The organism is Brevundimonas sp. P2_A6 (genome assembly GCF_056404975.1).
On the sequence record NZ_JBFUCZ010000005.1, the window covers coordinates 108,926 to 132,408 of the forward strand.

At 65.0% G+C, this 23,483-nt stretch carries 16 protein-coding genes; 8 read left to right on the forward strand and 8 right to left on the reverse strand.

The window, feature by feature from the left end; all coding sequences use genetic code 11:
- Nucleotides 1-75 precede the first annotated feature (75 nt).
- From AC1DW4_RS12785 to AC1DW4_RS12795, 3 genes are all read right to left on the reverse strand, one after another.
- A complete protein-coding gene (locus AC1DW4_RS12785) occupies nt 76-1,437 on the reverse strand; it encodes a hypothetical protein (protein ID WP_477017646.1) in 1,362 nt (453 codons plus the stop codon).
- Nucleotides 1,438-1,556: 119 nt separating this feature from the next.
- Nucleotides 1,557-2,183, reverse strand: coding sequence for a tyrosine-type recombinase/integrase (locus AC1DW4_RS12790; RefSeq protein WP_477017647.1), 627 nt, complete (start codon nt 2,181-2,183; stop codon nt 1,557-1,559).
- Between the two features lie 124 nt (nt 2,184-2,307).
- Nucleotides 2,308-3,810, reverse strand: coding sequence for a CoA-acylating methylmalonate-semialdehyde dehydrogenase (locus tag AC1DW4_RS12795; protein WP_477017648.1), 1,503 nt, complete (start codon nt 3,808-3,810; stop codon nt 2,308-2,310).
- 141 nt (nt 3,811-3,951) lie between these two features.
- Here AC1DW4_RS12795 and AC1DW4_RS12800 point away from each other — a divergent pair, with 141 nt between their 5' ends.
- Complete coding sequence (locus tag AC1DW4_RS12800) at nt 3,952-5,577, forward strand: flavin-containing monooxygenase (RefSeq protein ID WP_477017649.1); 1,626 nt, start codon at nt 3,952-3,954, stop codon at nt 5,575-5,577.
- A complete protein-coding gene (locus AC1DW4_RS12805; RefSeq protein ID WP_477017650.1) occupies nt 5,564-6,457 on the forward strand; it encodes an alpha/beta hydrolase in 894 nt (297 codons plus the stop codon). The genes AC1DW4_RS12800 and AC1DW4_RS12805 overlap by 14 nt, the downstream gene beginning before the upstream one ends.
- 7 nt (nt 6,458-6,464) lie before the next feature.
- Here the strand turns inward: AC1DW4_RS12805 and AC1DW4_RS12810 are convergent, their stop codons facing one another.
- The 5 genes from AC1DW4_RS12810 to AC1DW4_RS12830 are packed head-to-tail and all read right to left on the reverse strand — an operon-like array spanning nt 6,465 to nt 9,898.
- Entirely contained in the window at nt 6,465-7,250 is a 786-nt protein-coding gene (locus AC1DW4_RS12810; RefSeq protein ID WP_477017651.1) for an enoyl-CoA hydratase/isomerase family protein, read from the reverse strand.
- Nucleotides 7,247-8,437 (reverse strand): lipid-transfer protein, encoded by a 1,191-nt coding sequence (locus AC1DW4_RS12815; RefSeq protein ID WP_477017652.1) that lies wholly within the window; start codon nt 8,435-8,437, stop codon nt 7,247-7,249. Before AC1DW4_RS12815 ends, AC1DW4_RS12810 begins: the two co-directional genes overlap by 4 nt.
- A complete protein-coding gene (locus AC1DW4_RS12820; protein ID WP_477017653.1) occupies nt 8,434-8,865 on the reverse strand; it encodes a Zn-ribbon domain-containing OB-fold protein in 432 nt (143 codons plus the stop codon). Before AC1DW4_RS12820 ends, AC1DW4_RS12815 begins: the two co-directional genes overlap by 4 nt.
- 10 nt (nt 8,866-8,875) lie before the next feature.
- Nucleotides 8,876-9,424 carry a MaoC family dehydratase gene (locus AC1DW4_RS12825; RefSeq protein ID WP_477017654.1) on the reverse strand — a complete coding sequence of 183 codons (549 nt, stop codon included), beginning with the start codon at nt 9,422-9,424 and terminating at the stop codon, nt 8,876-8,878.
- 27 nt (nt 9,425-9,451) lie between these two features.
- Complete coding sequence (locus tag AC1DW4_RS12830; RefSeq protein WP_477017655.1) at nt 9,452-9,898, reverse strand: MaoC family dehydratase; 447 nt, start codon at nt 9,896-9,898, stop codon at nt 9,452-9,454.
- Between the two features lie 224 nt (nt 9,899-10,122).
- Between AC1DW4_RS12830 and AC1DW4_RS12835 the strand changes: the two genes are divergently transcribed.
- The 6 genes from AC1DW4_RS12835 to AC1DW4_RS12860 all read left to right on the forward strand — a co-directional run bounded on the left by AC1DW4_RS12835 (nt 10,123) and on the right by AC1DW4_RS12860 (nt 23,474).
- Nucleotides 10,123-12,603, forward strand: a complete 2,481-nt coding sequence (locus AC1DW4_RS12835; RefSeq protein WP_477017656.1) for a TonB-dependent receptor — start codon at nt 10,123-10,125, stop codon at nt 12,601-12,603.
- A complete protein-coding gene (locus tag AC1DW4_RS12840) occupies nt 12,603-13,976 on the forward strand; it encodes a spinster family MFS transporter (RefSeq protein ID WP_477017657.1) in 1,374 nt (457 codons plus the stop codon). The genes AC1DW4_RS12835 and AC1DW4_RS12840 overlap by 1 nt, the downstream gene beginning before the upstream one ends.
- Nucleotides 13,977-14,008: 32 nt before the next feature.
- Nucleotides 14,009-15,712, forward strand: a complete 1,704-nt coding sequence (locus tag AC1DW4_RS12845; RefSeq protein ID WP_477017658.1) for a class I adenylate-forming enzyme family protein — start codon at nt 14,009-14,011, stop codon at nt 15,710-15,712.
- Nucleotides 15,709-16,467 (forward strand): 3-oxoacyl-ACP reductase FabG, encoded by a 759-nt coding sequence (fabG, locus tag AC1DW4_RS12850; protein ID WP_477017659.1) that lies wholly within the window; start codon nt 15,709-15,711, stop codon nt 16,465-16,467. Before AC1DW4_RS12845 ends, fabG begins: the two co-directional genes overlap by 4 nt.
- A 48-nt stretch (nt 16,468-16,515) precedes the next feature.
- Complete coding sequence (locus AC1DW4_RS12855) at nt 16,516-17,175, forward strand: TetR/AcrR family transcriptional regulator (protein ID WP_477017660.1); 660 nt, start codon at nt 16,516-16,518, stop codon at nt 17,173-17,175.
- Nucleotides 17,176-17,663: 488 nt separating this feature from the next.
- Entirely contained in the window at nt 17,664-23,474 is a 5,811-nt protein-coding gene (locus AC1DW4_RS12860) for a HAMP domain-containing protein (protein ID WP_477017661.1), read from the forward strand.
- Nucleotides 23,475-23,483 lie beyond the last annotated feature (9 nt).

Here is a 23,483-nt window from a genome sequence, read left to right on the forward strand (position 1 = left end):
GAACGTCTGTTCCCGACCCGTTGCGGACATGAACAGACCGCGCCGAGCCGATGTCGCCGACAACACTTAAAGCCGTTAGGGCGCTTCAAGCATCATGATGACCGGAAAGCCCTCGATGTCCGGGCCTAACGTGGCGGCGGCGGGACAGCGCTCTCGAACTTCGCTCTCAAGGCGAGGCATCGCATTTGTCAGCTCCGACCCCAGACTGGCGCGATCGACGCCCACCTCTTCCCGCCACCAGTTGGCCAAAGCGCTTTCGGAAGGACAAGCCGCCGCTCCAACCGTCAGAAACACCTGATCGTCGCCAGTCGAGAGGCCGATGAGCCAGCCGGCATCGTTCTTGTGGGCTTCGCAGTTGACCGCAAAGCCGTCCGAGCCAGGTCGACATACCGTGACCCAGCTGGCGTTCGTGGCAGCGTAGTCGTCCGAGCTCTCACCCGAAACCTCGTCGTCTCTCGACTCCCATCGCTCCGCAGGCCAGTCGTGCTGAGCGAAGTCGCCGGGGCGAACGTCGTAGTGGAGGCCATCGTCAGCGATCCTGAGTTCGACCTGGCTGCCGTCCTGATGGGTCCAAGACGTATCGGTAACTTGCGACCAGCCGCTGCCTGTCTTGGCGAGAGACGCGGCAACGACGCTTTTTAGTCGCGCATCCGCGACAGCCACGGTGCAGCCTTGGGGAGCGTCCCAAATGCTGGCATCGATGTTCCCGCGAAGGGTCGCATTGTTGTTCCCGAACCGCCCGTAAGCCGCGACTTCGGCCAAAGCCGTCTCGTCGGGCCTATCTCGTTCAAACGTGTCCATGAAGCTGGAGCAAGCGTCCATCGCGAGCACGGCCGCGTCGCCGGGCGCGTTGAACTCAGCCGCCCAGATCGCTGCGTAGTGCTCGACGACGCTACGGGGGTCGGTCTCGTAAGCGTAGACACTGCCCCCGTCGTTAGATCGATAGATGGTGAGCCCGAGACGACCATCTTTAGAGACCATCTGCACATTCTGCTCTCCGACTTTCGCCGGGACGCCTAGCCAATCGTTCGACAAACTCGGTGGGTGGGGGGCGAGCAGGCGGTCCAGAAAGCTAAAGACGGCATAGCGGGAGGCCTGCTCGAAGCCGAAGGAGCACGAACGAGGCGCCGCCTCGTTCAACGTGACCCGAATGCCACTGCGGGTGTCAAAGACGCCGTCCGCCACAGGGGGCCGGCCCAAGGCCTCATAACCCAGCGTGTCGGCGAGCGAAGATCCGCGCACGAGCGGCTCGCAGACATCGAAAACCACGGTGCGCATTTCCTCGATTGCGCGGGACGCAGCTTGGATTTCTGCAGGCATCGACTCATATTCTTGCTGGGTTGCGGCCGTGAGGGGTTCAGCTTTGGCGCTCGGGGGCGATATGACGCCTGCTAAAACGATGGCGACGAGCATCGAGGCAGGGAGAAACTGTTTCATCCCGCCATCCTAAGGCAAAGCTTGGTTAGCGAGCCAGTCGGTTCCTGACGCAGCTTCTGCTTTCCACCCCTCCGAGACATTGGGGCAGTCCGCTTTCCGGCGGGCTGCCCCATGCCGGCTCAAAGGTCGATCTGCTCCGAAATCTCCAACGCGTCGTCTACTTCGATGCCGAGATATCTGACGGTGCTCTCCAGCTTCCCGTGGCCGAGCAGGAGTTGGCAGGCGCGCAGATTTCCGGTCTTCTTGTAAATCAAGGCCACCTTCGTCCGTCGAAGGCTGTGGGTCCCATACGCGCTCGGGTTCAGGTCGATCGTTGTCACCCAGGCATCGACGAGGCGAGCATACTGCCTGGTGCCGATGTGCTGTCCATCTCGGCTGCGGCTGGGGAACAGCCAGTCGTCGCGCCGTCGCCCTCGGCGCTCCAGCCAGTGAGCCAAAGCTTCTCTCGCGGCCTCTGTGATTTCGAACGGCACCGGTCGACCGGTTTTTTGCTGGACGATCGTCGACCGCTGCCGAATGACGCCGCCCTGGGCGATGTCGCCAAGCCGGAGCTTCACGAGATCACAACCCCGCAGTTTGGCGTCCAATGCGATGTTGAACATCGCCAGATCCCGGATCGAGCCGACGGACTTGAGATGCTGTCGGATCGCCCAGATATGCTTTGGCTTGAGCGGGGCCTTGGCTCCGGTCATTCGACCAGCGTTCCAGGGTTTGCGAGGTAAGCGAAACAGATCGGGCTGGCTCATAGCCACCTCCCACGATCGACGCCCCTTCCTCAGCATACGCTTCAAACGGCGCAGATGCGCCACGAGCGGACATTCGTCCGATCGCCAAAAGGCGAAGTTCAACGCGGAGGGCATGTTGTGATGGCTATCCCATAGTGGGAATGACGAAGCTGGAGTCCGCGTGTTCCAGTTCGCTGTCCGGCCAGCGGGCGGTGACCGTCTTGACCTTGGTCCAGAACTTCAGGCCTTCCATGCCGTGCTGGTTGGTGTCGCCGAAGGCCGAGCGCTTCCAACCGCCGAAGGTGTGGTAGGCGACCGGCACGGGGATGGGCACGTTGATGCCGACCATGCCGACGTTGACCCGGGCGGCGAAGTCGCGGGCCGCGCGGCCGTTCTGGGTGAAGATGGCGACGCCGTTGCCGTACTGGTGCTTGCTGGGCAGGCTCAGGGCCTCCTCGAAGCTGGCGGCGCGGACGATCTGCAGGACGGGGCCGAAGATCTCTTCCTTGTAGCTCTCCATCTCGGGCGTGACGTGGTCGAACAGGGACGGGCCGATGAAGTAACCCTTCTCGTGCCCCTGCAGGCTGAAGCCGCGGCCGTCGACGACCAGTTCGGCCCCATCCTTCACACCTTGTTCGATCCAGCCTTCGACGCGGGCCTTGTGCTGGGCGGTCACCACGGGGCCGTAGTGGGCGCCGGCGTCGGTGGAGACGCCGACCCGCATGGTGGGGATCTCGGCCACCATACGCTCGCGCAGTTCGTCGGCTGTCTTCTTTCCGACCGGGACGACCACCGGCAGGGCCATGCAGCGTTCGCCGGCCGAGCCGTAGGCGGCGCCCGACAGGTCCTTGATGACCTGGTCCATGTCGGCGTCGGGCAGGACGATGCCGTGGTTCTTGGCCCCGCCCATGGCCTGGACCCGCTTATGGTTGGCGGCGCCGACCTGGTAGACATAGTGGGCGATGTCGGACGAGCCGACGAAGCTGACGGCGTGGACCAGCGGGTGCTCCAGGATCGAATCCACCGCCAGCTTGTCGCCGTGGACGACGTTCAGGACGCCCGCAGGCGCGCCCGCCTCCATCATCAGCTCGGCCAGACGCACGGGCACCGACGGATCGCGCTCACTGGGCTTCAGGATGAAGGTGTTGCCGACCGCGATGGCCACGCCGAACATCCACATCGGGATCATGGCCGGGAAGTTGAACGGGGTGATGCCAGACACCACGCCCAGCGGCTGGCGCATCGAATAGACGTCGATGCCGGGACCGGCGCCCCAGGTGTATTCGCCCTTCAGCGCATGCGGGATGCCGCAGGCGAACTCGATGACCTCGAGGCCACGCTGGATGTCGCCTTTGGAATCCGCGACGACCTTGCCGTGTTCGGAGCTCAGCAGTTCGGCCAGCTCGGTCATGTTGGCCTCGACCAGACGCTTGAACTCGAACATCACCCGCGCGCGGCGCTGGGGGTTGGTGGAGGACCAGCCTTCGAACGCGTTCTGGGCGGCCTGGACCGCGCGGTCCATCTCGGCCACCGAGGCCAGCTGCACGCGGGCCTGAACCTCACCGGTGTTCGGGTTGAACACGTCGGCGAACCGGCCGGATGTCCCGGTGAAGGACGCGCCGTCGATGAAGTGGTGGATGTCGCGCATGCTGATCCTCGGATGCCAGGGCTGGGCACGGGCGATCGCGCCAGCGGGTTCCTGCCTGTCCTAGCCATGCGCCACTCTGTTATCAACACCATCGTTGACGCACGGCGCCGGCCATGGCAACTTTTCAGCAGGGAGAGCCTCATGGTTGAAGACGTTCGCATCGACATCCTTGTGATCGGAGCCGGCCTGGCCGGACTGCGGGCGCTCCACACCTTCCGGGCGCAGGGCTTCACGGTGCAGGTGCTCGAGGCGTCGGACGAGATCGGCGGGGTCTGGAACTTCAACCGCTATCCCGGCGCGCGCTGCGACGTGGAAAGCTTCGACTACTCCTACCGGTTCTCCGAAGAGCTGGAACAGGAATGGCGGTGGAGCGAGCGATACGCGAAGCAGCCGGAGATCCTGCGATACATCAATCATGTCGCCGACCAATTCGATCTGCGTCGCGACGTCAGCCTGAACACGCGCGTGCGCCGTGCAGAGCTCGACGAGCCGACGGGCCGCTGGCGGATCGAGGCGGAGGACGGCCGCGCATGGTCTGCCCAACGCTTCGTCATGGCCGTCGGCCAGCTGTCGATGCCGAAGGCCACGACCTATCCCGGACAGGACACCTTCGCGGGGCAGGTGCTGTACAGCGCGCGCTGGCCGCGCGAACCGGTTGCGCTGGAAGGCAAACGCGTGGCGATCATCGGCACCGGGTCGTCCGGCGTGCAGATGACACCGATCATCGCGGCCCAGGCCGAGCATCTGACGGTGTTCCAGCGAACGGCGAACTATTCGATCCCCGCCGCAAACGCCCCTGTCTCGGACGAGGAGGACGCGGCGGTGAAGGCGAACTACCGGGCCCGCCGCGAGGCGGCGCGAAACTCGCCCAGCGGTCTGGGGTTCGCGCCCGATCCCCGGTCCGCCGCCGAGGTCGATCCGGAAGAACGCGAACGCGCGTTCGAGGCCGCCTGGAACCGGCTGGGGTTCGGCTTCGCCCTGACCTTCAAGGATATCCTGCTGAACGAGGCGGCCAACGACATTGCCTCGGCCTTCGTGCAGCGGAAGATCGGCGAGCAGATCGAGGACCCCGCACTGCGCGACAAGCTGGTCCCCAAGGGCTTTCCATTCGGAACGCGTCGTCCTTCGGTCGATGGCGGATATTTCGCCACCTTCAACAGACCCAATGTGTCGCTGGTCGATATCAGCGAGACGCCGATCGAGCGCTTCACCCCGACCGGGCTTCGCACCACGGCGCAAGACCTTCCGTTCGACGTGGTCATCTACGCCACCGGCTTCGATGTCTTCACCGGGTCGATCCTGAAGATCGACATCGTGGGCCGTGACGGCCAGACCCTGAAGGACGCCTGGGCCGGCGGGCCGGCCAGCTATCTGGGCATCGGCGTCCACGGCTTTCCCAACCTGTTCTTCGTCGGGGGACCCGGCAGCCCGTCGCTGCTGAGCAATGTCATCCTGTCGAGCGAGGAACAGATCGACTGGCTGGCGGCCCTGTTCGACACCGCGCGACAGCGGGGGATTTCGGAGATCGAGGCGACGGAGGCCGCCCAGTCCGACTGGGTGGATCACGTCAATGCCCGCGCCCACGAGACCCTCTACATGAAGACGCCATCCTACTACGTCGGGGCCGAGATGCCGGGCAAGCCCCGCGTCTTCATGCCCTATTCCGGGGGCGTCCGAGGCTATCGCCGCATCCTCGAAAAGGCCTCCGCCAACGGTTATGACGGGTTCGAGCTGCGGGGCGGAGAGGCGATGCGTGCCGCCTCCTGACGGGTCGCTGGATCCGGATCTCGCCCGGTGGCTCGAGGATCCACGGGTGGCGCTGCGGGTGCCCGCGGATCTCGCGGCCTTCCGGAGCGGCGCGAACGGCTATCTCGCCCGGGCACCGAAACCGGAGATCCAGACGGTCGAAGACCTGGAGATCGCCGGACCCGGCGGGCCCCTGCCCCTGAGGCTCTATCGCTCGACCGGTGACGCGGACACCGCGATCGTGGTCTTCCTGCATGGAGGAGCCTTTGTCTTCGGTGACCTGGACACCCACGACGCCCTGTGCCGACGCCTGGCCCTGAGCACCGGGCTGACCGTCGTCTCGGTCGATTACCGCCTGGCCCCCGAGCACCCCTACCCCGCCGGTCTCGACGACGCGCTCGCGGCAGTCCGGTGGGTGCGGTCTTCGTTTCCCGGCGTCCCGGTCGGGCTGGCCGGCGACAGCGCCGGAGCCTGGCTGGCCCTCGCGGCCGCCGTTCGACTGGCGGATCGGGGACAGCCGGTAGACGCCCTGGGCCTCCTCTATCCGGCGGTCGATCCGGCTTGCGCCAGTGCCTCCCAGATGGCGTTTGGCCGCGACCATATGCTGACGCGCGACTTCATGGCCTGGGCCTGGAGCGTGTTCGCGGGCGAGGATATGCCCGATCTGACGAAGGTCGACCTGTCCGGTCTGCCGCCGAGCGTGGTGATCACCGCCGGGTTCGATCCTCTTCGGGACGAGGGCCAATCCCTGATCGACCGGGCAAGAGCGGCGGGCGTGCAGGTTGTCGCCCACCACTATCCCGACATGATCCACGGGTTCGCAGGCCTGCCCCAAGGAAGCCGACGTGGTGACGAGGCGTTGAATCGTCTGTCGGAAGGGCTGGTCTCCGCCCTGACCTGAGGGGCGCTCAGAGGCCGCTGAAGTCCGCCGGGCGTCGGGCGACGAAGGCCGCGATCCCCTCCTGCCCCTCAGACTGGGCGATAGCTTCGGCGATGCCCTGGGCCTCGCGTTCCAGCTGCGTCTCGAGCCCGTTCGACAGGGATTGATGCAGCAGCGCCCGCGTGCGCGCGAAGGCGCGTCGCGGCCCCTCCGCGAATGTCCTGGCCACGGCCAAGGCGTCGTCCCTCAAGGCCGCGTCGTCGGTCACCCGGGTGATCAGACCGATCCGCTCGGCTTCCTGGGCATCGATCCGTTCGCCGGTCAGCGCGAGCCGTTGGGCCTGGCGAAATCCGACCAGGCGCGGCAGGAGCCAGGTCGCGCCTCCGTCCGGCGTCAGGCCGATCGCCCCATAGGCCATGGCGAACTTCGCCGACCTGGCCGCGAGGGCGACATCGCCCAGGATAGCCAGTCCGAACCCGGCACCGGCTGCTGCGCCATTGATCGCCGTGACCAGCGGCTTTTCCATGTGGGCCAGACGGGCGACCGCCGCGTGCAAGGACGCCGTGAGGCCATCGACGAGGGCGGACGCACCGGTCCCGGCCGCGGCGAAGGCTTTCACGTCGCCCCCAACGCAGAAGGCCCGCCCCTGCCCCGTCAGCAGAACCGCCCGCACCGCATCGTCGCTGGCAATGTGAAGGGTCGCTTTCAGAAGACTGTCCGCCATCTCCTGATCGATGGCGTTGCCGCTGTCGGGGCGCGACAGGGTCAGGACCGCGACGCGATCGCGAACTTCGACCTGAACGGCTTCGGTCATCGCTTCAGCACGATAGAGCCGCCATTGGCTCCCAGGCCCAGGACGGCCGACATCGCGATGCGGGCACCCTCGACCTGGCGCTCGCCGGCCCGGTCCTGCAGCTGCCACGCCAGTTCGCAGACCTGCATCAACGCCTGGGCCGTCGTGGCCTCACCGAACGACAGGAAGCCCCCGCTGGGATTCACAGGCAAACGGCCGCCGAGGGTCAGCTCGCCGGACAGCAGCATTACATCGGCCTGCCCCGGCTCGAAGAAGCCGAACAGCTCGGGCCAGGCCAGGATGTGCCAGGCGGTGTTGTCGGCGATCTCGACCAGGTCGATGTCGTCGGCTCCGATACCGGCCAGGGCCCACGCCCTATGGACCGCCGAGACGACCTCGCTGGTGTGCGAAACACCGGGGCGCGGCGTCGCGCCGACGGTGGGGATGCGCGCGGCAGGGTCGCCGAAGCGGCCGGTGGCGATGGCGCTGGCGGCGACCTCGATCATCGGTCCTCCCGCGCGGCGCGCCTGCGCCTCGGATCCGAGGATAACGGCGGCGGCCCCGTCGCTGACCGCGCAGATCTCGAGCAGGTGCAAGGGGTCGCTGACCATGGGAGAGGCCATAACCTCGTCCACGGTCGAGGGTGTCCGGAACCGGGCGTAGGGGTTCAGCGCCCCGTGGCGGCGCATCATGACCGAGGCGGCGGCGTAGGTTTCAGCGGTGGTACCGTGATCGTGCATCCGGCGCCGGGCTTCCATCGCCCAATAGGCCGGATTGGTGGCCCCCATGGTCTTCCAGCGCAGGAAGTCATGATCGGCCGGATCGTCCGTAGAGCCGGGCGGGCGCGGGATGAACCCCTTGGGCATCCGCTCGGCCCCCATGGCGGCCACGGTCTCGTACTGGCCGCTGGCGATCAGCATATGGGCGGTATGGAAGGCGACGGCCCCGGCCGCACAGGCTCCGCCGACATTGATGCAGGCCAGTCCGTGTTCCGAGACGGCCTGCGTCAGTTCGTTGGCGTGCAGGCCCCATCCCATGCCGCCCTCGAAGCGCGAACTGGCGGCGACCAGCCCCTGGAGATCGCGCCACTCCAGCGACGCCTCGGCCATCGCGGCTTTCATGGCATGGATGGCCAGCTCGACCTGCGTCGTCTCCGGCCATTTGCCCCAAGGGTGCGCCCCGACGCCCAGCACATAGACCGGCCTCATGCGTCGGCTCCCTCGTCGGGGACGAAGCTGTGGGTTACGACAGCATTTCCAGCATCGTCGTTCGAAACCAGGGTGGAAAGGCGTAGCGGCATGCCGATCCGGATATCTTCCGGCGGCGCATCGACGATGCCCATCACCCGCAGACCGTCCTCGACGTCCACGAGCCCCAGGGCATAGGGATGCCACGGCTCCAGCGCGAAGAGGGCCGGCGGTCGGTAACGCTGGATCGTGAAGCTATAGAGCGTACCGCGTCCGGCGATGCGCGCCGGGACGACATGCTTGCCCTTGCACTCCGGGTTCCGGCAGCTGACGACCTGGGGATAGTAGAGCGTCCCGCAATCCTCGCAGCGGGTGCCCAGCAATGCCGGCGCGGCCTCGTCGAGTACGAGTGCCTCGGGGACGACGGCGGTGATGGCAGAGCCCGTCATGATCGACCCCTCAAAGCGAGAGGATGTCGCGGGTTTCGCGGAAGTAGAGGAGACCACTGTTCACGTCGGTGACCTCGACCGCATGGCGCACGTAACGGCGGCCCCGCTTCTCGAACTTTTCGATCGCCCGGGTCGTGATCCGGACCGTCGCGCCGACCGGGATCGGCTCCAGGATCTCGGAGTCGTGATAGGTGTGAATCGAGCCGATCGAGAACGGCCGGGTGGCGTCGAACTGCACCGACAGGACGAAGTGGGAGACCAGCAGCGGCGGCACGATGGCCCCGCCGAAAGGCGATTCCCCCTCGATGTGCCAGCTGTTCATCCGCCAGCCTTCGTACCAGGGATTGAAGTCCTCGACGCCGTCCGAATACAGGATCACCAGCTCGGCCGAGAGGTGAAGGTCGCGCGACAGCTCGTCTCCGATCTCCACCATATCCCAATAGGGTCGCGCTTCCGAAGCGAGACCGTCGATGAAGTCGCGCGTCTGCCTGGCCTGAAGGGGGCTCATGGGCTTGAGCGCGTCGGTGGCCGGGCGGTGGGATTGGGTCGGCGGTGTCATGGCATCATTTCCTTCCACGAGGCGCGATCAGGCGCCGACATCGACTTCGACCCAGCCGGCCGTCTTCTTTTCACCGGCCTCGTTCTCGGCCCAGACATCGACGATGAAGCGGAAGCCTGCGCCCTTCGGCTGCTTCTCGCGCACGACGCCGTGAGTGGAGATGGTCTCGTCGGCGAAGGTCGACGCGACGTATTTGAGCACCACGCGTGAGCCCTTGAAAAAGGCCGCGCCGAAATGGTTGACGCACATCTCGGCGATGTAGGCCGATGACATCTCCCCGGTCTGGATCGGGGCCTTCAGCCCGGTCTCAGCAGCATACACGGGGTCCCAGTGGTTCGGGTTGAAACGGCCCCACAGGCGCGAACCCATCAGCTGGATCGCGGCCTTCTTGCGCAGACTCTGCAGTCGGTAGCCGACCGGCGTCGCCGGCGTGATCGCCAGGTCCAGCGGCAGCGATGCTCCAGTGCCATCCATGGCCAACCCCTACTCCCATCTGCACGACTCTGACGGCCGCTGCCGGGGTCGAGGTCGCAACATACGACCATTCTGTGCCCCTGCGACATACTATCAACGTTGTCGTTGATTTCTGTCAACACTGGTATTGACAGATCGTACGGCAACGGTCTTCCTGAGCCTGTCGCAAGGACTCGCATCAGACGAGCGGAAGGCGACAGGGATTGGAAAGTCAGGGGAGAGCCATGACTGCATCTACGAAATCGCTGTTGATGGCGGGTAGCGCCGCAGCCTTGCTGATGGTCGCGTCAGGACCTGCCTTCGCGCAGTCGGCCGGGGCACAAAGCGGCACGGCGCAGGAAGATACGTCCTCGGTCGATGACATCGTGGTCACCGCCCGACGTCGATCGGAAACCCTGATCAGTGTTCCCGTGGTCGTGAATGTGGTCACGGCCGAAACGCTGGAGCGGAACCGGGCCGACGATCTGTCGCGGATCGGAGAACTGACACCGACCGTCGTCGTCGGATCTTACAAGTCCAACGGGGGCGGTTCGATCGCCATTCGCGGCATCAGTTCCCCTGCCAATCAGACCGGTTTTGAACAGGCCGTTTCGGTCGCCATCGATGGCGTCCAGACCAGCGACGGCCGGATCACCCAGATGGGCTTCTTCGACCTGCAACAGGTCGAGGTCCTAAAAGGCCCGCAGGCCCTCTTTTTCGGCAAGAACAGCCCTGCAGGCGTCATCTCGATCAAGTCTGCCGACCCGACCGACCAGTTCGAGGCGGGTTTCCGCGCCGGGTATGAGTTCGAAGGCGACGAGGCCACGATCGATGGCTATGTTTCGGGGCCGCTGGCGGAGGGGCTGAATGCCCGTCTTGCCCTGCGCTATCGCAACCTCGACGGCTGGCTGACCAACACCGCCCAGCCGATCGCCAACCCCTTCTACTCGGCGATCACGGGCGCGCCTGCCGGGGCCGCCACCCTGCCCGGCGTTTCCGACAGCCGCCCCGGTGACGAGGAAGTCCTCGGCCGCCTGACCCTCACGGCCGAGATCGCCCCGACGATCACCGGGCGACTGAAGCTGTTCATGGGCCACAACGAGGATGCAGGCCCCGGCGTCGCGACCCAGAACATCGGATCCTGCTCCGGGGGCTCCAACCCGCGTGTCTACGGCATCGCCGACCCATTCGCGGACTGCGTGGCCGACAACCGCACGACCAGCGGCGACCTGCCCGACGCGATCGCGCGCACGATGCGCGGGTATCGCGGCAACAACAAAGCCTATGGCGAGCTGGACGTGTTCACCGGGGTGCTGGACTTCGACTGGGCGCTGACCGAATCGCTGAACCTGTCGTCGACCACGGGCTATGATTCCACGCAGTACGAATTCCTGTCCGGCCTGGACCAGACGACCTATTCGCAGTTGGCCTTCTACAATCGGCAGACCAACCAGGAGATCAGCCAGGAATTCCGGCTGACCAGCGATTACGCCGGACCTCTGAACTTCATGCTGGGGGCCTTCTATCAGGTCACCGATCTGTTCACGACGAACGACACCAAGCTGCGGGACAGCAACTACCAGGCCGCGTCCGGCAGGTTCTCGACCTATGAGGACTACGCCAAGCAGAGCGGCGAGACCCAGTCGGTCTTCGGCCAGCTGGTCTATGACCTGACCGACACGATCGAGATCGCGGGCGGTGTGCGGTGGACGCGCGAACAGAAGGACTTCGCCAAGCGCAACCTCTACGGCATCGGCACCTTCGCCACCCAGAACACGACGTATGCTGGATCGTCGAACGTCGGCGAGATCCAGGGCCGCTTCGAAGATGAGAACATCTCTCCCGAAGCGACGATCACCTGGCGTCCGGACAGCAACCACACCGTCTTCCTGGCCTACAAGACGGGCTACAAGTCCGGAGGGTTTGGACTGACCAGCCCGTTCCAGACGACGACCGTGATCGGTGACATCGACTTCAGTCCGGAGTCGGCCAGCGGCTTCGAGGCCGGAGCCAAGGGAATCTTCGCCGATGGTCGGATCCGGGCCAACGTCGCAGCCTTCGCCTACCGGTTCGAGGATCTGCAGGTGAACACCTACGATCCGTCGCGCATCGCCTACACGATCAACAATGCCGGCGAGGTCCAGCAGCGCGGGATCGAGGCCGACGGGACATGGCAGGCGACGGACGCCCTACAACTGCGGGGTGCGATCGCCTACGTCGATGCGCAGTTCAAGGACTTCGTGGGCCAGTGCTATTCCTACGCCTTCCCGACCGGGACGGTGCGGGCAACAGCCGTGGCGCCGGCCAACTGTTCGTTCGTCAATGCGACGGCGCTGACGCTGCAGCAAGACTTCGAGGGGCGCGCGCCTGCTCGCGCACCCCAGTGGTCGGGCAGCGCCGGCTTCACCTACGAGACCCAGATCGCGGGGTTCGGCGTGGCCCTGACCGGCGACGGCTTCTACAGCGACAGCTATTACGCGTCCGAGACCATGGCTCCGGCCACGCTGCAGGACGCCTTCTGGCGCTACAATGCGGGGGTCACCGTGACCTCACCGGACGGGCGCTATTCGGCGCAGCTGCTGGGCCGCAACCTGTCGGACGAGAACTACATCCTCTATGCGGCGGACCGGACCGGCGGGGCGAGCGTTCCCGGCGCGATCGGAGAACAGCGCGGCGTGATCGCGCGGGGCCGTGAAGTGGCCCTGCAGTTCTCGGCCAAGTTCTGATGAACGAAACGACCCAGGCCGCCGGATCGAAAGGTCCGGCGGTTTCTTCGTTCAGGGCCCCGCCCGCGACTGGCTATGCCTGGTACACGGTGGCCGTCCTGACGATCTGCTACACCCTGTCCTTCATCGACCGGCAGATCCTCAGCCTGCTGGTCGGTCCGATCAAGGCCGAGTTCGCGGTATCGGACACCCAGGTCGGGCTGCTGGGCGGACTGGCCTTTTCGCTGTTCTACACCATCGTCAGCCTGCCGGCGGGACGTCTGGTCGACCGGTTGAACCGTCGCAACATCATCGCCGCGGGCGTCTTTTTCTGGAGCCTGATGACTGCCGCCTGTTCGGTCGCCATGGGTTATCCGGGCCTGTTCCTCGCCCGAATGGGCGTCGGCGTCGGCGAAGCGACCCTGGCCCCCGCCGCAGTCTCCATGATCTCCGATACGTTCCCCAACGAAAAGCTGGGTGCCGCCATGAGCCTGTATGGCGTCGGCATCTATCTGGGGTCCGGCCTGGCGCTGCTGGTCGGAGGACTGGTGGTCCAGCTGGTTACCCAGACCGCGACACTTGTCCTGCCCATCTTCGGCGAGGTCGCCTCGTGGCGGGCGACCTTCCTGGTCACGGGCATCCCCGGCCTCCTGGTCGCCCTCTGGGTCCTGACGCTGCGAGAGCCGGCCCGCCGCAAGGCCATCGTGGCTTCCGACGGGGCCGTCGCTCGCCTCACGATCCGCGAGACCGTGACGGAGATCGCCAAGCGACGGGTCGCCGTGGCCTCGATCGCTCTTGGCCTGATGTTCCAGGCCGTGGCCCTCTACGCCTTCATGCTATGGTCGCCGGGCGTGCTGCAGCGGTCCTTCGACTGGACGCCGCAACAGACAGGCCTGGTCATGGGTCTGGTCGTCCTGTTCGGCGGCAGCTTCGGCATGCTGATGGGAGGGCGCCTCAGCGACAGCGGCTTGGTGGCTGGTCGCCGCGACGCCGCGCTGCGCATCGCGACCTTCAGCTCCATTATGGGCACCCTCGCCTTCGGGGCGCTGATCTGGGCACAGGGATTTTCAGCCACCGCTACGGTCGCGGTCTTCGCGGTCGGGGTCGTTCTTCTCGCGATGCCAGCGGGCAGTTGCTATGCGGCATCCCAGATGGTCCTGCCCAACCAGGTCCGGGGACAGGCCCTCGCTCTGATCCTGTTCGTCGCCAACCTGGGCGGGTTGACCATGGGGCCCCTGCTGCCAGGACTGCTCAACGACTACGTCTTCCATTCCGAAACCGCGCTCGGCCTTTCGCTGGGCATAACCTTGTCGATCTCCACGCTGCTCGCCACTCTGGCTTTTGGCTGGGGACGGTCTGACTATCGCAAGCACCATGAGATCCTGAACCCCTGACCATGGCCTTCGAGAGCGCCCAAGATCCGATCATGCCTGCCAGCGCGTTTCCTTCCCCCGTCGCCGAACGTCAGGCCACCACGGCGCGGGGCTTCGATCCGTGGCGATCGCGCACCCTCTATGACATGCTCGTCCACGCGGCGGGGCGGCATCCAGATCGTCCCTATCTGATCACCGACGCCCGGACCTGGACCTATCGCCAGATGGCCGACTGGGCGGCGTCCGTCGCCGGCGGCCTGCTCACGGCCGGCGTCCGGCCAGGCGAAAACGTGGCCCTGGTGATGGCGAACTATCCCGCCTTCGCCGCCCTGAAGTTCGCGATCGCGGCGGTCGGCGCCGTTGCCGTTCCGGTCAATATCCTGAACCGCAGGGACGAACTGGCCTATGTGCTGCGCCAGTCGCGGGCCGTCATGCTGGTCACGATGGACCGGTTTCGGGACCTCGACTACCTGGGCATGCTGGACGAGATCGCCCCGGGTTGGGAGAGCGACGGAGGCGGCACGGCTCTGCCCAACCTGCGCACGGTCGCGGTCTTCCAGGCCGAGGGCGACGGGCGCCCCGGCGCGACCACGTTCCAAGACCTCGAGGGCGATGCGGGCGCGCTGCCCCAGGTCGACCCGGCCGCCCCCGCAGACATCATTTACACCTCGGGCACGACCGGCTCGCCCAAGGGCGTCGTCCTGACCCACGACATGCTGCTGCGGGCGGCCTTCGGCAGCGCCTACGCCCGGGCCTTCGAGGACGGGCGTCGCATCCACTTCAGCCTGCCGATGAACCATGTGTACGGGTATGTGGAAGGGCTTCTGGCGTCGCTGTTCGTGGGCGGCGCGATCGTCCCGCACCTGAAGTTCGATCCGCGCGCGACGCTGCAGGCGGTCGAGCGGCACAAGGTCACCGACCTCCTGCTAATCCCGACGATGACCCTGGCCGTGCTCGATGCGCTCGTCGACACGCCGGTCGATACGGCATCACTGAAGGGCATGCTGTCGTCCGGGGGCCGCACGCCGCCCGGTCTGTGGGATCGCATTCTCGCGACCTTCGACGGCATCGAGATCACGACCGGCTATGGCATGAGCGAATGCACGGCCTCCACGACCGTGACCCGGCCGGACGACCCGACCGCGCGGCTTTTGACGACCAACGGCCGGCTGCGCGACGTCGGGCCGGCCGGCGATCCGGCCATCGGCAACCGCATCGTCGACTATCGCGTCATCGACCCGCAGTCGGGCGCGGTATTGCCGGCTGGAGAGGTCGGCGAACTGATGGCCAGGGGCCCCGGCGTGACGGCTGGCTACTACGACAAGCCCGACGCCACGGCCGAGGCCTTCGACGCCGAAGGCTGGCTGCACACCGGTGACCTCGGTCGAATCGATGCGGACGGCTATCTGAGCCTGGTCGGGCGCGTGAAGGAAAGCTATCGCTGCGGGGGCGAGCAGGTCACGCCCTCGGAGATCGAGGACGTGCTGATGGTCCATCCGTCGGTGCTTCAGGCCCACGTCGCGCCTGTGCCGGATGACCGCATGGGCGAGGTCGGCGTGGCCTTCGTCGTCGTCCGCCCTGGGCAGGCGCTGGATCCACAGGCGCTGATCGATTGGTGCGCGGGGCGACTGGCGCGCTTCAAGGTGCCGCGTCATATCCTGCCGATCCGGGCCGAGGACGTTCCGCTGACACCATCGGGGCGACCCCGCAAATTCCTGCTGTCGCGCATGGCCATCGAACGTCTGGGCTTGTCATGACCGAAGTCTCCAGTGTCGCCCTGGTGACCGGAGCCGCGCGCGGCATAGGGGCCGCCATCGCCGAGCGCCTGGCCGCGGACGGCTGCGACATCGCGGTGTTGGATTTGGATCCGGCGACTTGTGCAGACACCGTCGCGCGGATCGAGGCGCTGGGGCGTCGGGCTATCGCCGTGGCCGTCGATGTCGCCGACGAGGCTTCGGTCCAGACCGCCGTCGCAGCGGCCGAAGCCGCGCTGGGGCCTCCCGCCGTTCTGGTCAACAACGCCGGCGTGCTGCGCGAGAAGACCCTGGCCAAGATGACGCTCGACGACTGGCAGGTCGTTCAGGACGTGAACCTGCGTGGCGCGTTCCTCATGTGCCGCGCGGTCCAGCCGGCGATGCGCCGACAAGGCCATGGCCGGATCGTCAACCTCGCCAGCATCGCCGCGCTAGGGGCCTACGGCCAGGCCAACTACGCCGCGGCCAAGGCGGGGCTGATCGGCCTGACGAAGACCCTGGCTCTGGAGATGGGCAAGTCGGGCATTACCGCCAACGTCGTCGCGCCGGGCTTCGTCGTCACCCCGATGACGGCCGCCGTGGCCGAGCGGCTGGGCGTGACCTTCGAAGCGATGATCGCGGACGTCGTGCGCGATATCCCCGCCGGCCGCCCGGGCCAGCCAGAGGACATCGCCAACGCCGTCGCCTTCTTCGCCGACCCGCGATCGGGCTTCGTCTCTGGCCAGGTTCTGTTCGTGGCGGGCGGACCGCGCGGCTGAACGGGCCCGCTTGGTCTTTCGGCGCTCGCTCGCTAATCAGGTCGCAGCATGAGCCCCACCAGCGACAAGACCAGCGGCATCGGCAAACGTCGCAAGGCGGCAAAGGAAGAGAGTTCCGACGCCTACAAACGGCGTCGGCGCGAGATCGCCGAAGCGGCCGTCCGTGTGTTCGACCGTCTGGGTCTGCAGGGCGCCAGCATCAGCGCCGTGGCGGCCGAACTCGGCATCGATCGCGCCTCGGTCTACTACTACATCTCGTCCAAGGAGGAGCTGTTCGACGAAGTCCTGCGTGCCGTGGCCGAACGGAACTCCCAGATCGCCACGGACATCGCCGCCAGCACCCTGCCAGCGCCGGACAAGCTGTGGAACCTGATCGTCGCGATCATGGAATCGTATGGAGAGCACTATCCGCTGCTCTTCATCTACATTCGCGAGAACCTGGGTCGCGTGTCGGGCACACGTTCGAAATGGTCATCGGACATGCGCCAGGTGAACCGCATGATCGAGAACGCCTTCATCTCGATCATCGAGGAAGGCTATGCCGACGGCACGTTGCGCGATGTCGGACCATCACGTGTTGTCGCCTATGGCATGCTGGGCGTCGTCGGCTGGACCCATCGCTGGTTCCGCCCCGAGACCTCGCCACAGAGCGCGCGCGAAATCGGCGAGACGTACGCCAACATGATGGTTTCCGGCATGCGATCTTGATTGCTGATGAGCCCGATGCAGTCCTGACGCACACATCGACAAGCTTTCAAGGCTCGACACCGCAGCCAACCGCGGGGTCCCATCGTCGAGCCGGTCTCAGAGTGGCGTCCCGAAAGCGGACGTTCCGAACGTCTTTGACGAGTCAGAATCGGACATTCCTCCCCCGCTTTGCGCCTAAGCGCCATTCCGTGAAAAGTGGCACTGCGAATGCGTTCCAGTCCAAGCCGCCAATGACCGTGACGAGACAGCCGCTAGCGGCCAAATAGTCGCTCGTAGGGTGGCAGCCAAATAGTCGCTCGTAGGGTGGCAGAATGCCGTCAGCAAATTTTGATGGCGATGGAACCAAGCGCTGCGTTACCGGTTTGATCGGAATTCTGGGGGACGGTTTAGCGGGGGACAAGGTGGGGGAGCTGCGAGTTCTTAAGACCAACGCCCCCGATCGGCATCCGCTACCTCAGTCACGGGATTGAGACGCACGGAGTTCGAAAATGGCTATGGTTGCTCTGGGCCCCGAGGCGGCACTCGATAATCGTCAGCTTCTGGCGGCTCTAAGGGCATTCCGTCGTGGCGACTTCTCCGTCCGCTTGCCCGGCGACCTCACTGGAATGGACGGCGAGTTGGCGGAAGCCTTCAATGACGTCGTGGAGCTCAACGATCGAATGAGCCGTGAGTTCGGGCGGCTCGGCGAAGTCGTCGGACGACAGGGCAAGATCAACAATCGAGCGCGAGTGCCCGCAGCCGTCGGTGCCTGGGCCGCCAGCGTGGATGCCGTCAACACCCTGATCGAAGACATGGTCCATCCCACCGCCGAGATGGCGCGAGTGATCGGCGCGGTCGCCAAAGGCGACCTCAGCCAGACCATGGACCTGGAGAATGAGGAGCGGCCGCTGCGCGGTGAGTTTCTGCGGATCGGCCGGGTGGTGAACACCATGGTTGGCCAGCTGGGCTCGTTCGCCTCCGAAGTGACACGCGTGGCGCGCGAGGTCGGGACCGAGGGCAAACTGGGCGGGCAGGCGAACGTGAAGGGCGTGGCCGGAGCCTGGAAAGACCTGACCGACAATGTGAATTTCATGGCGGCGAACCTCACGGGCCAAGTCCGGAACATCGCCGAAGTGACTACCGCCGTGGCCAACGGGGATTTGTCGCGCAAGATCACCGTGGATGTGAAAGGCGAGGTGCTGGAGCTGAAGAACACCATCAACACCATGGTGGACCAGCTGAACGCCTTCGCGTCCGAAGTGACCCGGATGGCCCGCGAGGTCGGCACCGAGGGCAAGCTGGGCGGACAGGCCCAGGTGAAGGGCGTGACCGGAACCTGGAAAGACCTGACCGAGAACGTGAACTTCATGGCCGCCAACCTGACCAGTCAGGTGCGCAACATCGCCGAAGTTACCACCGCCGTGGCCAAGGGCGACCTCTCCAAAAAGATTACCGTCGACGTGAAGGGCGAGATCCTGGAGCTCAAGGTCACCATCAACACGATGGTGGACCAACTGAACGCCTTCGCCTCCGAAGTGACGCGTGTTGCCCGCGAAGTCGGCACCGAGGGCAAGCTAGGCGGTCAGGCGCGGGTGGAAGGCGTCGGCGGCACTTGGAAGGACCTGACAGATAACGTCAACCTGATGGCTGACAATCTGACCGGTCAGGTGCGCAACATTGCCGAGGTGACTACTGCCGTGGCGAAGGGCGATCTGTCCAAGAAGATCACTGTGCAGGTGCGCGGAGAGGTGCTGGAGCTGAAAGACACCATCAACGTCATGGTGGACCAGCTTAACGCCTTCGCATCGGAAGTGACTCGGGTCGCTAAGGAAGTCGGCACCGACGGCAAGCTTGGTGGCCAAGCCCAGGTGGAAGGCGTCACCGGGGCCTGGAAGGACCTGACGGACAATGTGAACCTGATGGCCGACAATCTGACCGGTCAGGTCCGGAACATCGCCGAGGTTACCACCGCCGTGGCTAACGGCGACTTGTCGAAGAAGATCACCGTCGACGTGAAAGGTGAAATCCTGGAGCTGAAATCGACCATCAACGTGATGGTGGACCAGCTGAACTCATTCGCCTCGGAAGTGTCGCGCGTGGCGCGTGAGGTGGGCACCGACGGCAAGCTGGGTGGTCAGGCGAACGTGAAGGGCGTCGGCGGCGCGTGGAAGGATCTGACCGATAACGTGAACTTCATGGCCGCCAACTTGACCGGTCAGGTGCGTAACATCGCCGAGGTGACCACCGCCGTGGCCAACGGCGACCTGTCCAAGAAGATCACCGTGGATGTGAAGGGCGAGGTGCTGGAGCTGAAGGACACCATCAACGTCATGGTGGACCAGCTGAACGCCTTCGCTTCGGAAGTGACCCGCGTGGCCAAGGAAGTGGGAACGGACGGCAAGCTGGGCGGTCAGGCGCGAGTTGAGGGTGTGACCGGGACCTGGAAAGACCTGACCGACAACGTCAATCTGATGGCCGACAACCTGACGGGTCAGGTGCGCAACATCGCCGAAGTGACGACCGCAGTGGCCAACGGCGACCTGTCCAAGAAGATCACCGTGGATGTGAAGGGCGAGATTCTGGAACTCAAATCTACCATCAACGTCATGGTGGACCAGCTCAATTCCTTCGCCTCCGAGGTGTCGCGGGTGGCGCGCGAGGTCGGCACCGAAGGCAAGCTGGGAGGTCAGGCCAATGTGCGCGGCGTCGCCGGCACCTGGAAGGACCTGACCGACAACGTGAACTTCATGGCCGGAAACCTAACCGGCCAGGTGCGGAACATCGCCGAAGTCACCACCGCCGTGGCCAAGGGCGACCTGTCCAAGAAGATCACCGTCGACGTGAAGGGGGAGATCCTAGAGCTGAAAGACACCATCAACACCATGGTGGACCAGCTTAACGCCTTCGCGTCTGAAGTGACCCGTATGGCGCGCGAAGTGGGTACCGAGGGCAAGCTGGGCGGACAGGCGCAAGTCGCCGGGGTCACCGGGGCCTGGAAGGACCTTACCGACAACGTGAACTCGATGGCCGCCAACCTGACCGGTCAGGTGCGCGGTATCGCCCAGGTCGTGACCGCTGTGGCCAACGGTGACCTTAAGCGCAAGCTCACCCTGGATGCCAAAGGTGAGATCGCCTCGCTGGCCGATACGATCAACGGCATGATCGAGACCCTGGCCATCTTCGCTGACCAGGTGACCAACGTGGCGCGTGAGGTGGGCATCGAAGGCAAGCTGGGCGGACAGGCGCGGGTGCCCGGCGCAGCTGGCCTGTGGCGCGACTTGACCGACAACGTCAACCAGCTTGCCGGCAACCTGACCACCCAGGTGCGCGCCATCGCCGAGGTGTCGACCGCCGTGACCAAAGGCGAGCTGACCCGATCCATCACCGTCGAGGCCTCGGGCGAGGTCGCGGCGCTGAAGGACAACATCAACGAGATGATCCGCAATCTGAAGGACCAGACGCTGAAGAATACCGAGCAGGACTGGCTGAAGACCAACCTCGCCCGCTTCACCCGCATGCTGCAGGGCGAGCGCGACCTGGCGACTGTCTCGAACATGGTGCTGTCCGAACTCGCGCCCCTGATCAACGCGCAGCACGCCGTCTTCTACGCCGCCGATTCCGACATCGAGGCGGAACCCGTTCTGGTGCTGGCGGCGACCTACGCCACCACGGAACGCGAGCAGCTGTCGCCGACCTTCCGCCTCGGCGAGAGCCTGATCGGCCAATGCGCGAAGGAGAAGGAGCGCATCCTGCTGACCAATGTGCCAAAAGACTATGTCCAGATCGGCTCGGGCCTAGGCGGCGCGGCACCGCTGAACATTATCGTGCTGCCCGCCCTGTTCGAGGGCGAGGTCAAAGCGGTGATCGAGCTAGCGACCTTCGGCGAGTTTTCAGAGACTCATCAATCCTTCCTGAGCCAACTGATGGAGTCCGTCGGCATCGTTCTGAACACCATTGCGGCCAACATGCGGACAGAAGGCCTGCTCACTCAATCTCAATTGCTCACCTCGGAACTGCAGGCCCAGCAAGACGAGCTCAAATCCACCAATGACCGGCTAGAACAGCAGGCCGCATCACTGCGTCAGTCCGAGGAGCTACTCCGGGCTAAACAGGAAGAGCTGCAACAGTCGAACGCAGAGCTGGAGGACAAGGCCATCCTGCTGTCAGCCCAGAACAAGCAGGTGGAAGCCAAGAACATTGAGGTGGAACAGGCCCGTTTCGCGCTGGAGGAAAAGGCCGAGCAGCTGGCGCTGACGTCCAAATACAAATCCGAGTTTTTGGCAAACATGAGCCACGAGCTGCGCACGCCGCTGAACAGCCTGCTCATACTCTCCAAAATGCTCAGCGAGAACACGCAAGGCAATCTGACTGGCAAGCAGGTGGAGTTTGCCAAAAACATCCACGCCGCCGGTTCGGACCTGCTGGGCCTGATCAACGATATTCTGGATCTGTCCAAAATCGAGTCAGGCACCGTCACCCTCGACATCAGCGAAACCAGCTTCTCCGGGTTGCGCGACCAGATGGAGCGCACCTTCGCCCAGATCGCCCAGGACAAGCGGCTGGACTTCCGCATCGAGCTGGATTCCGCCCTGCCTACTTCGATGTACACCGACGACAAGCGGCTGCAGCAGATCATCAAGAACCTGCTCTCCAACGCCTTCAAATTCACCGCTGCCGGCGGCGTCAGCCTGAAGGTCGAGCGGGTAGATAGCGGCTGGAATCCCGCCAACGAGCATCTGACCAAGGCGGGCCAGGTCCTGGCCTTCTCGGTCCACGACAGCGGCATCGGCATCCCCGAAGAGAAGCAGCGGATCATTTTCGAGGCCTTCCAGCAGGCTGACGGGACCACCAGCCGCAAATACGGCGGCACGGGCCTGGGTCTGTCGATCAGCCGCGAAATCACCCGCACCCTCGGCGGCGAACTGAAGGTCGAGAGCGAGACCGACAAGGGCTCGACCTTCACACTTTTCCTGCCGCTGAACTTCAGCCCTGCAGTCCCCGCGACAGGAACCTCGGCGCGCGAACCCGGTCGATCGGTCACGATTCGCGCGACGCCGGTGGAAGAGGAGATGGAACAGGTCGAAGTCGTCATTGACGATCGTGACGCGATCACCCCGGGCGATGCCGTTATTCTGATCGTCGAGGATGATCCGCGTTTCGGCTCCATTCTGCTGGCACTCGTGCATGACTGCGGCTTCAAAGGCGTCGTGACCCAGCAGGGCGTGGCAGCCGCCTCCCTGGCCCGCCGCTACGGGCCACATGCGATCATGCTCGACATCGGTCTGCCGGACATGGATGGACTGGCTCTGCTGGACCTGCTCAAGCGGACACCGGAAACCCGTCATATCCCGGTGCACGTCATCTCGGCAGACGATCAGGCGGGCCTGGGCCTGGCGATCGGAGCCTTTGCGTTCACACCAAAGCCGATCGACCGGGAAGGTGTCGTGGCCAGCCTGGACGACGTGAGGCGATTTGTGTCGACGCCAAACCGCCGGTTGATCTTCGTCGGCAACGGCGGGGAACCCCTAGCCCTTCTGAAATCGGCATTTGGATCCGTCACCCGGGTCGAGTCGCTCAAATCCTTGTGTCGTCTCAAGATCAGGCGCTCCGACAGCCTGGTCATGGACGCGGCAAGCGTCCCGATTCCCGCCCTCATAGGATGGCTGAAATCCGCAGACAGACCCGCGATCGTCTTTGCGGCTGACGACCTTGTCGCTGCGGACGAACGGAGCCTCCGCCTCGCGGTCTTCGCTGGCTACGCACGGCTGGCACGCACGTCCGAGCAGCTTCTCGAACAGACCACGCTTCTGTTGCACCAACCGACCGAGAGCTTGTCCGAGGATGCCCGCACCACCCTGGCCCAGACCCGCAAGGATGACGCGATCCTGACGGGTCGCACCGCACTCGTGATCGACGACGATATCCGGAATATCTTTTCGATGGCCAGCGCACTGGAGGAATTCGGCGTCGGCCTTCACTACGCCGAAAGCGGCCGGGCCGGGCTCGACCTTCTCCGTCAGCATCCGGAGATCGACATCATTCTGGTCGATATCATGATGCCGGACATGGACGGATACGAAACCATGCGGGAAATCCGTTCGATCGCGCAGTTCGCCGATCTGCCGATCATCGCCGTCACCGCCAAGGCGATGAAGGGCGACCGCGCCAAATGCATTCAGGCCGGCGCTTCGGACTACGTCTCCAAGCCCGTTGACATCGACTATCTGATCTCGGTCATGCGGGTTTCGATCCAAAGGACGGATGCCACCCGGTTGTCAGCATCCACGCTCGAAGCGCCCCGCGAACCGGCGGTGGTGTGATGGTCCGCG

What these genes read in the sequence shown, in the direction of transcription:
- AC1DW4_RS12785 (WP_477017646.1), bottom strand. Translation starts at nt 1,437, where the DNA reads ATGAAACAGTTTCTCCCTGCCTCGATGCTCGTCGCCATCGTTTTAGCA.
- fabG (WP_477017659.1), top strand. Translation starts at nt 15,709, where the DNA reads ATGACCGAAGTCTCCAGTGTCGCCCTGGTGACCGGAGCCGCGCGCGGC.
- AC1DW4_RS12840 (WP_477017657.1), top strand. Translation starts at nt 12,603, where the DNA reads ATGAACGAAACGACCCAGGCCGCCGGATCGAAAGGTCCGGCGGTTTCT.
- AC1DW4_RS12820 (WP_477017653.1), bottom strand. Translation starts at nt 8,865, where the DNA reads ATGACGGGCTCTGCCATCACCGCCGTCGTCCCCGAGGCACTCGTACTC.
- AC1DW4_RS12790 (WP_477017647.1), bottom strand. Translation starts at nt 2,183, where the DNA reads ATGAGCCAGCCCGATCTGTTTCGCTTACCTCGCAAACCCTGGAACGCT.
- AC1DW4_RS12835 (WP_477017656.1), top strand. Translation starts at nt 10,123, where the DNA reads ATGACTGCATCTACGAAATCGCTGTTGATGGCGGGTAGCGCCGCAGCC.
- AC1DW4_RS12830 (WP_477017655.1), bottom strand. Translation starts at nt 9,898, where the DNA reads ATGGATGGCACTGGAGCATCGCTGCCGCTGGACCTGGCGATCACGCCG.
- AC1DW4_RS12810 (WP_477017651.1), bottom strand. Translation starts at nt 7,250, where the DNA reads ATGACCGAAGCCGTTCAGGTCGAAGTTCGCGATCGCGTCGCGGTCCTG.
- AC1DW4_RS12825 (WP_477017654.1), bottom strand. Translation starts at nt 9,424, where the DNA reads ATGACACCGCCGACCCAATCCCACCGCCCGGCCACCGACGCGCTCAAG.
- AC1DW4_RS12855 (WP_477017660.1), top strand. Translation starts at nt 16,516, where the DNA reads ATGAGCCCCACCAGCGACAAGACCAGCGGCATCGGCAAACGTCGCAAG.
- AC1DW4_RS12845 (WP_477017658.1), top strand. Translation starts at nt 14,009, where the DNA reads ATGCCTGCCAGCGCGTTTCCTTCCCCCGTCGCCGAACGTCAGGCCACC.
- AC1DW4_RS12795 (WP_477017648.1), bottom strand. Translation starts at nt 3,810, where the DNA reads ATGCGCGACATCCACCACTTCATCGACGGCGCGTCCTTCACCGGGACA.
- AC1DW4_RS12800 (WP_477017649.1), top strand. Translation starts at nt 3,952, where the DNA reads ATGGTTGAAGACGTTCGCATCGACATCCTTGTGATCGGAGCCGGCCTG.
- AC1DW4_RS12815 (WP_477017652.1), bottom strand. Translation starts at nt 8,437, where the DNA reads ATGAGGCCGGTCTATGTGCTGGGCGTCGGGGCGCACCCTTGGGGCAAA.
- AC1DW4_RS12860 (WP_477017661.1), top strand. Translation starts at nt 17,664, where the DNA reads ATGGCTATGGTTGCTCTGGGCCCCGAGGCGGCACTCGATAATCGTCAG.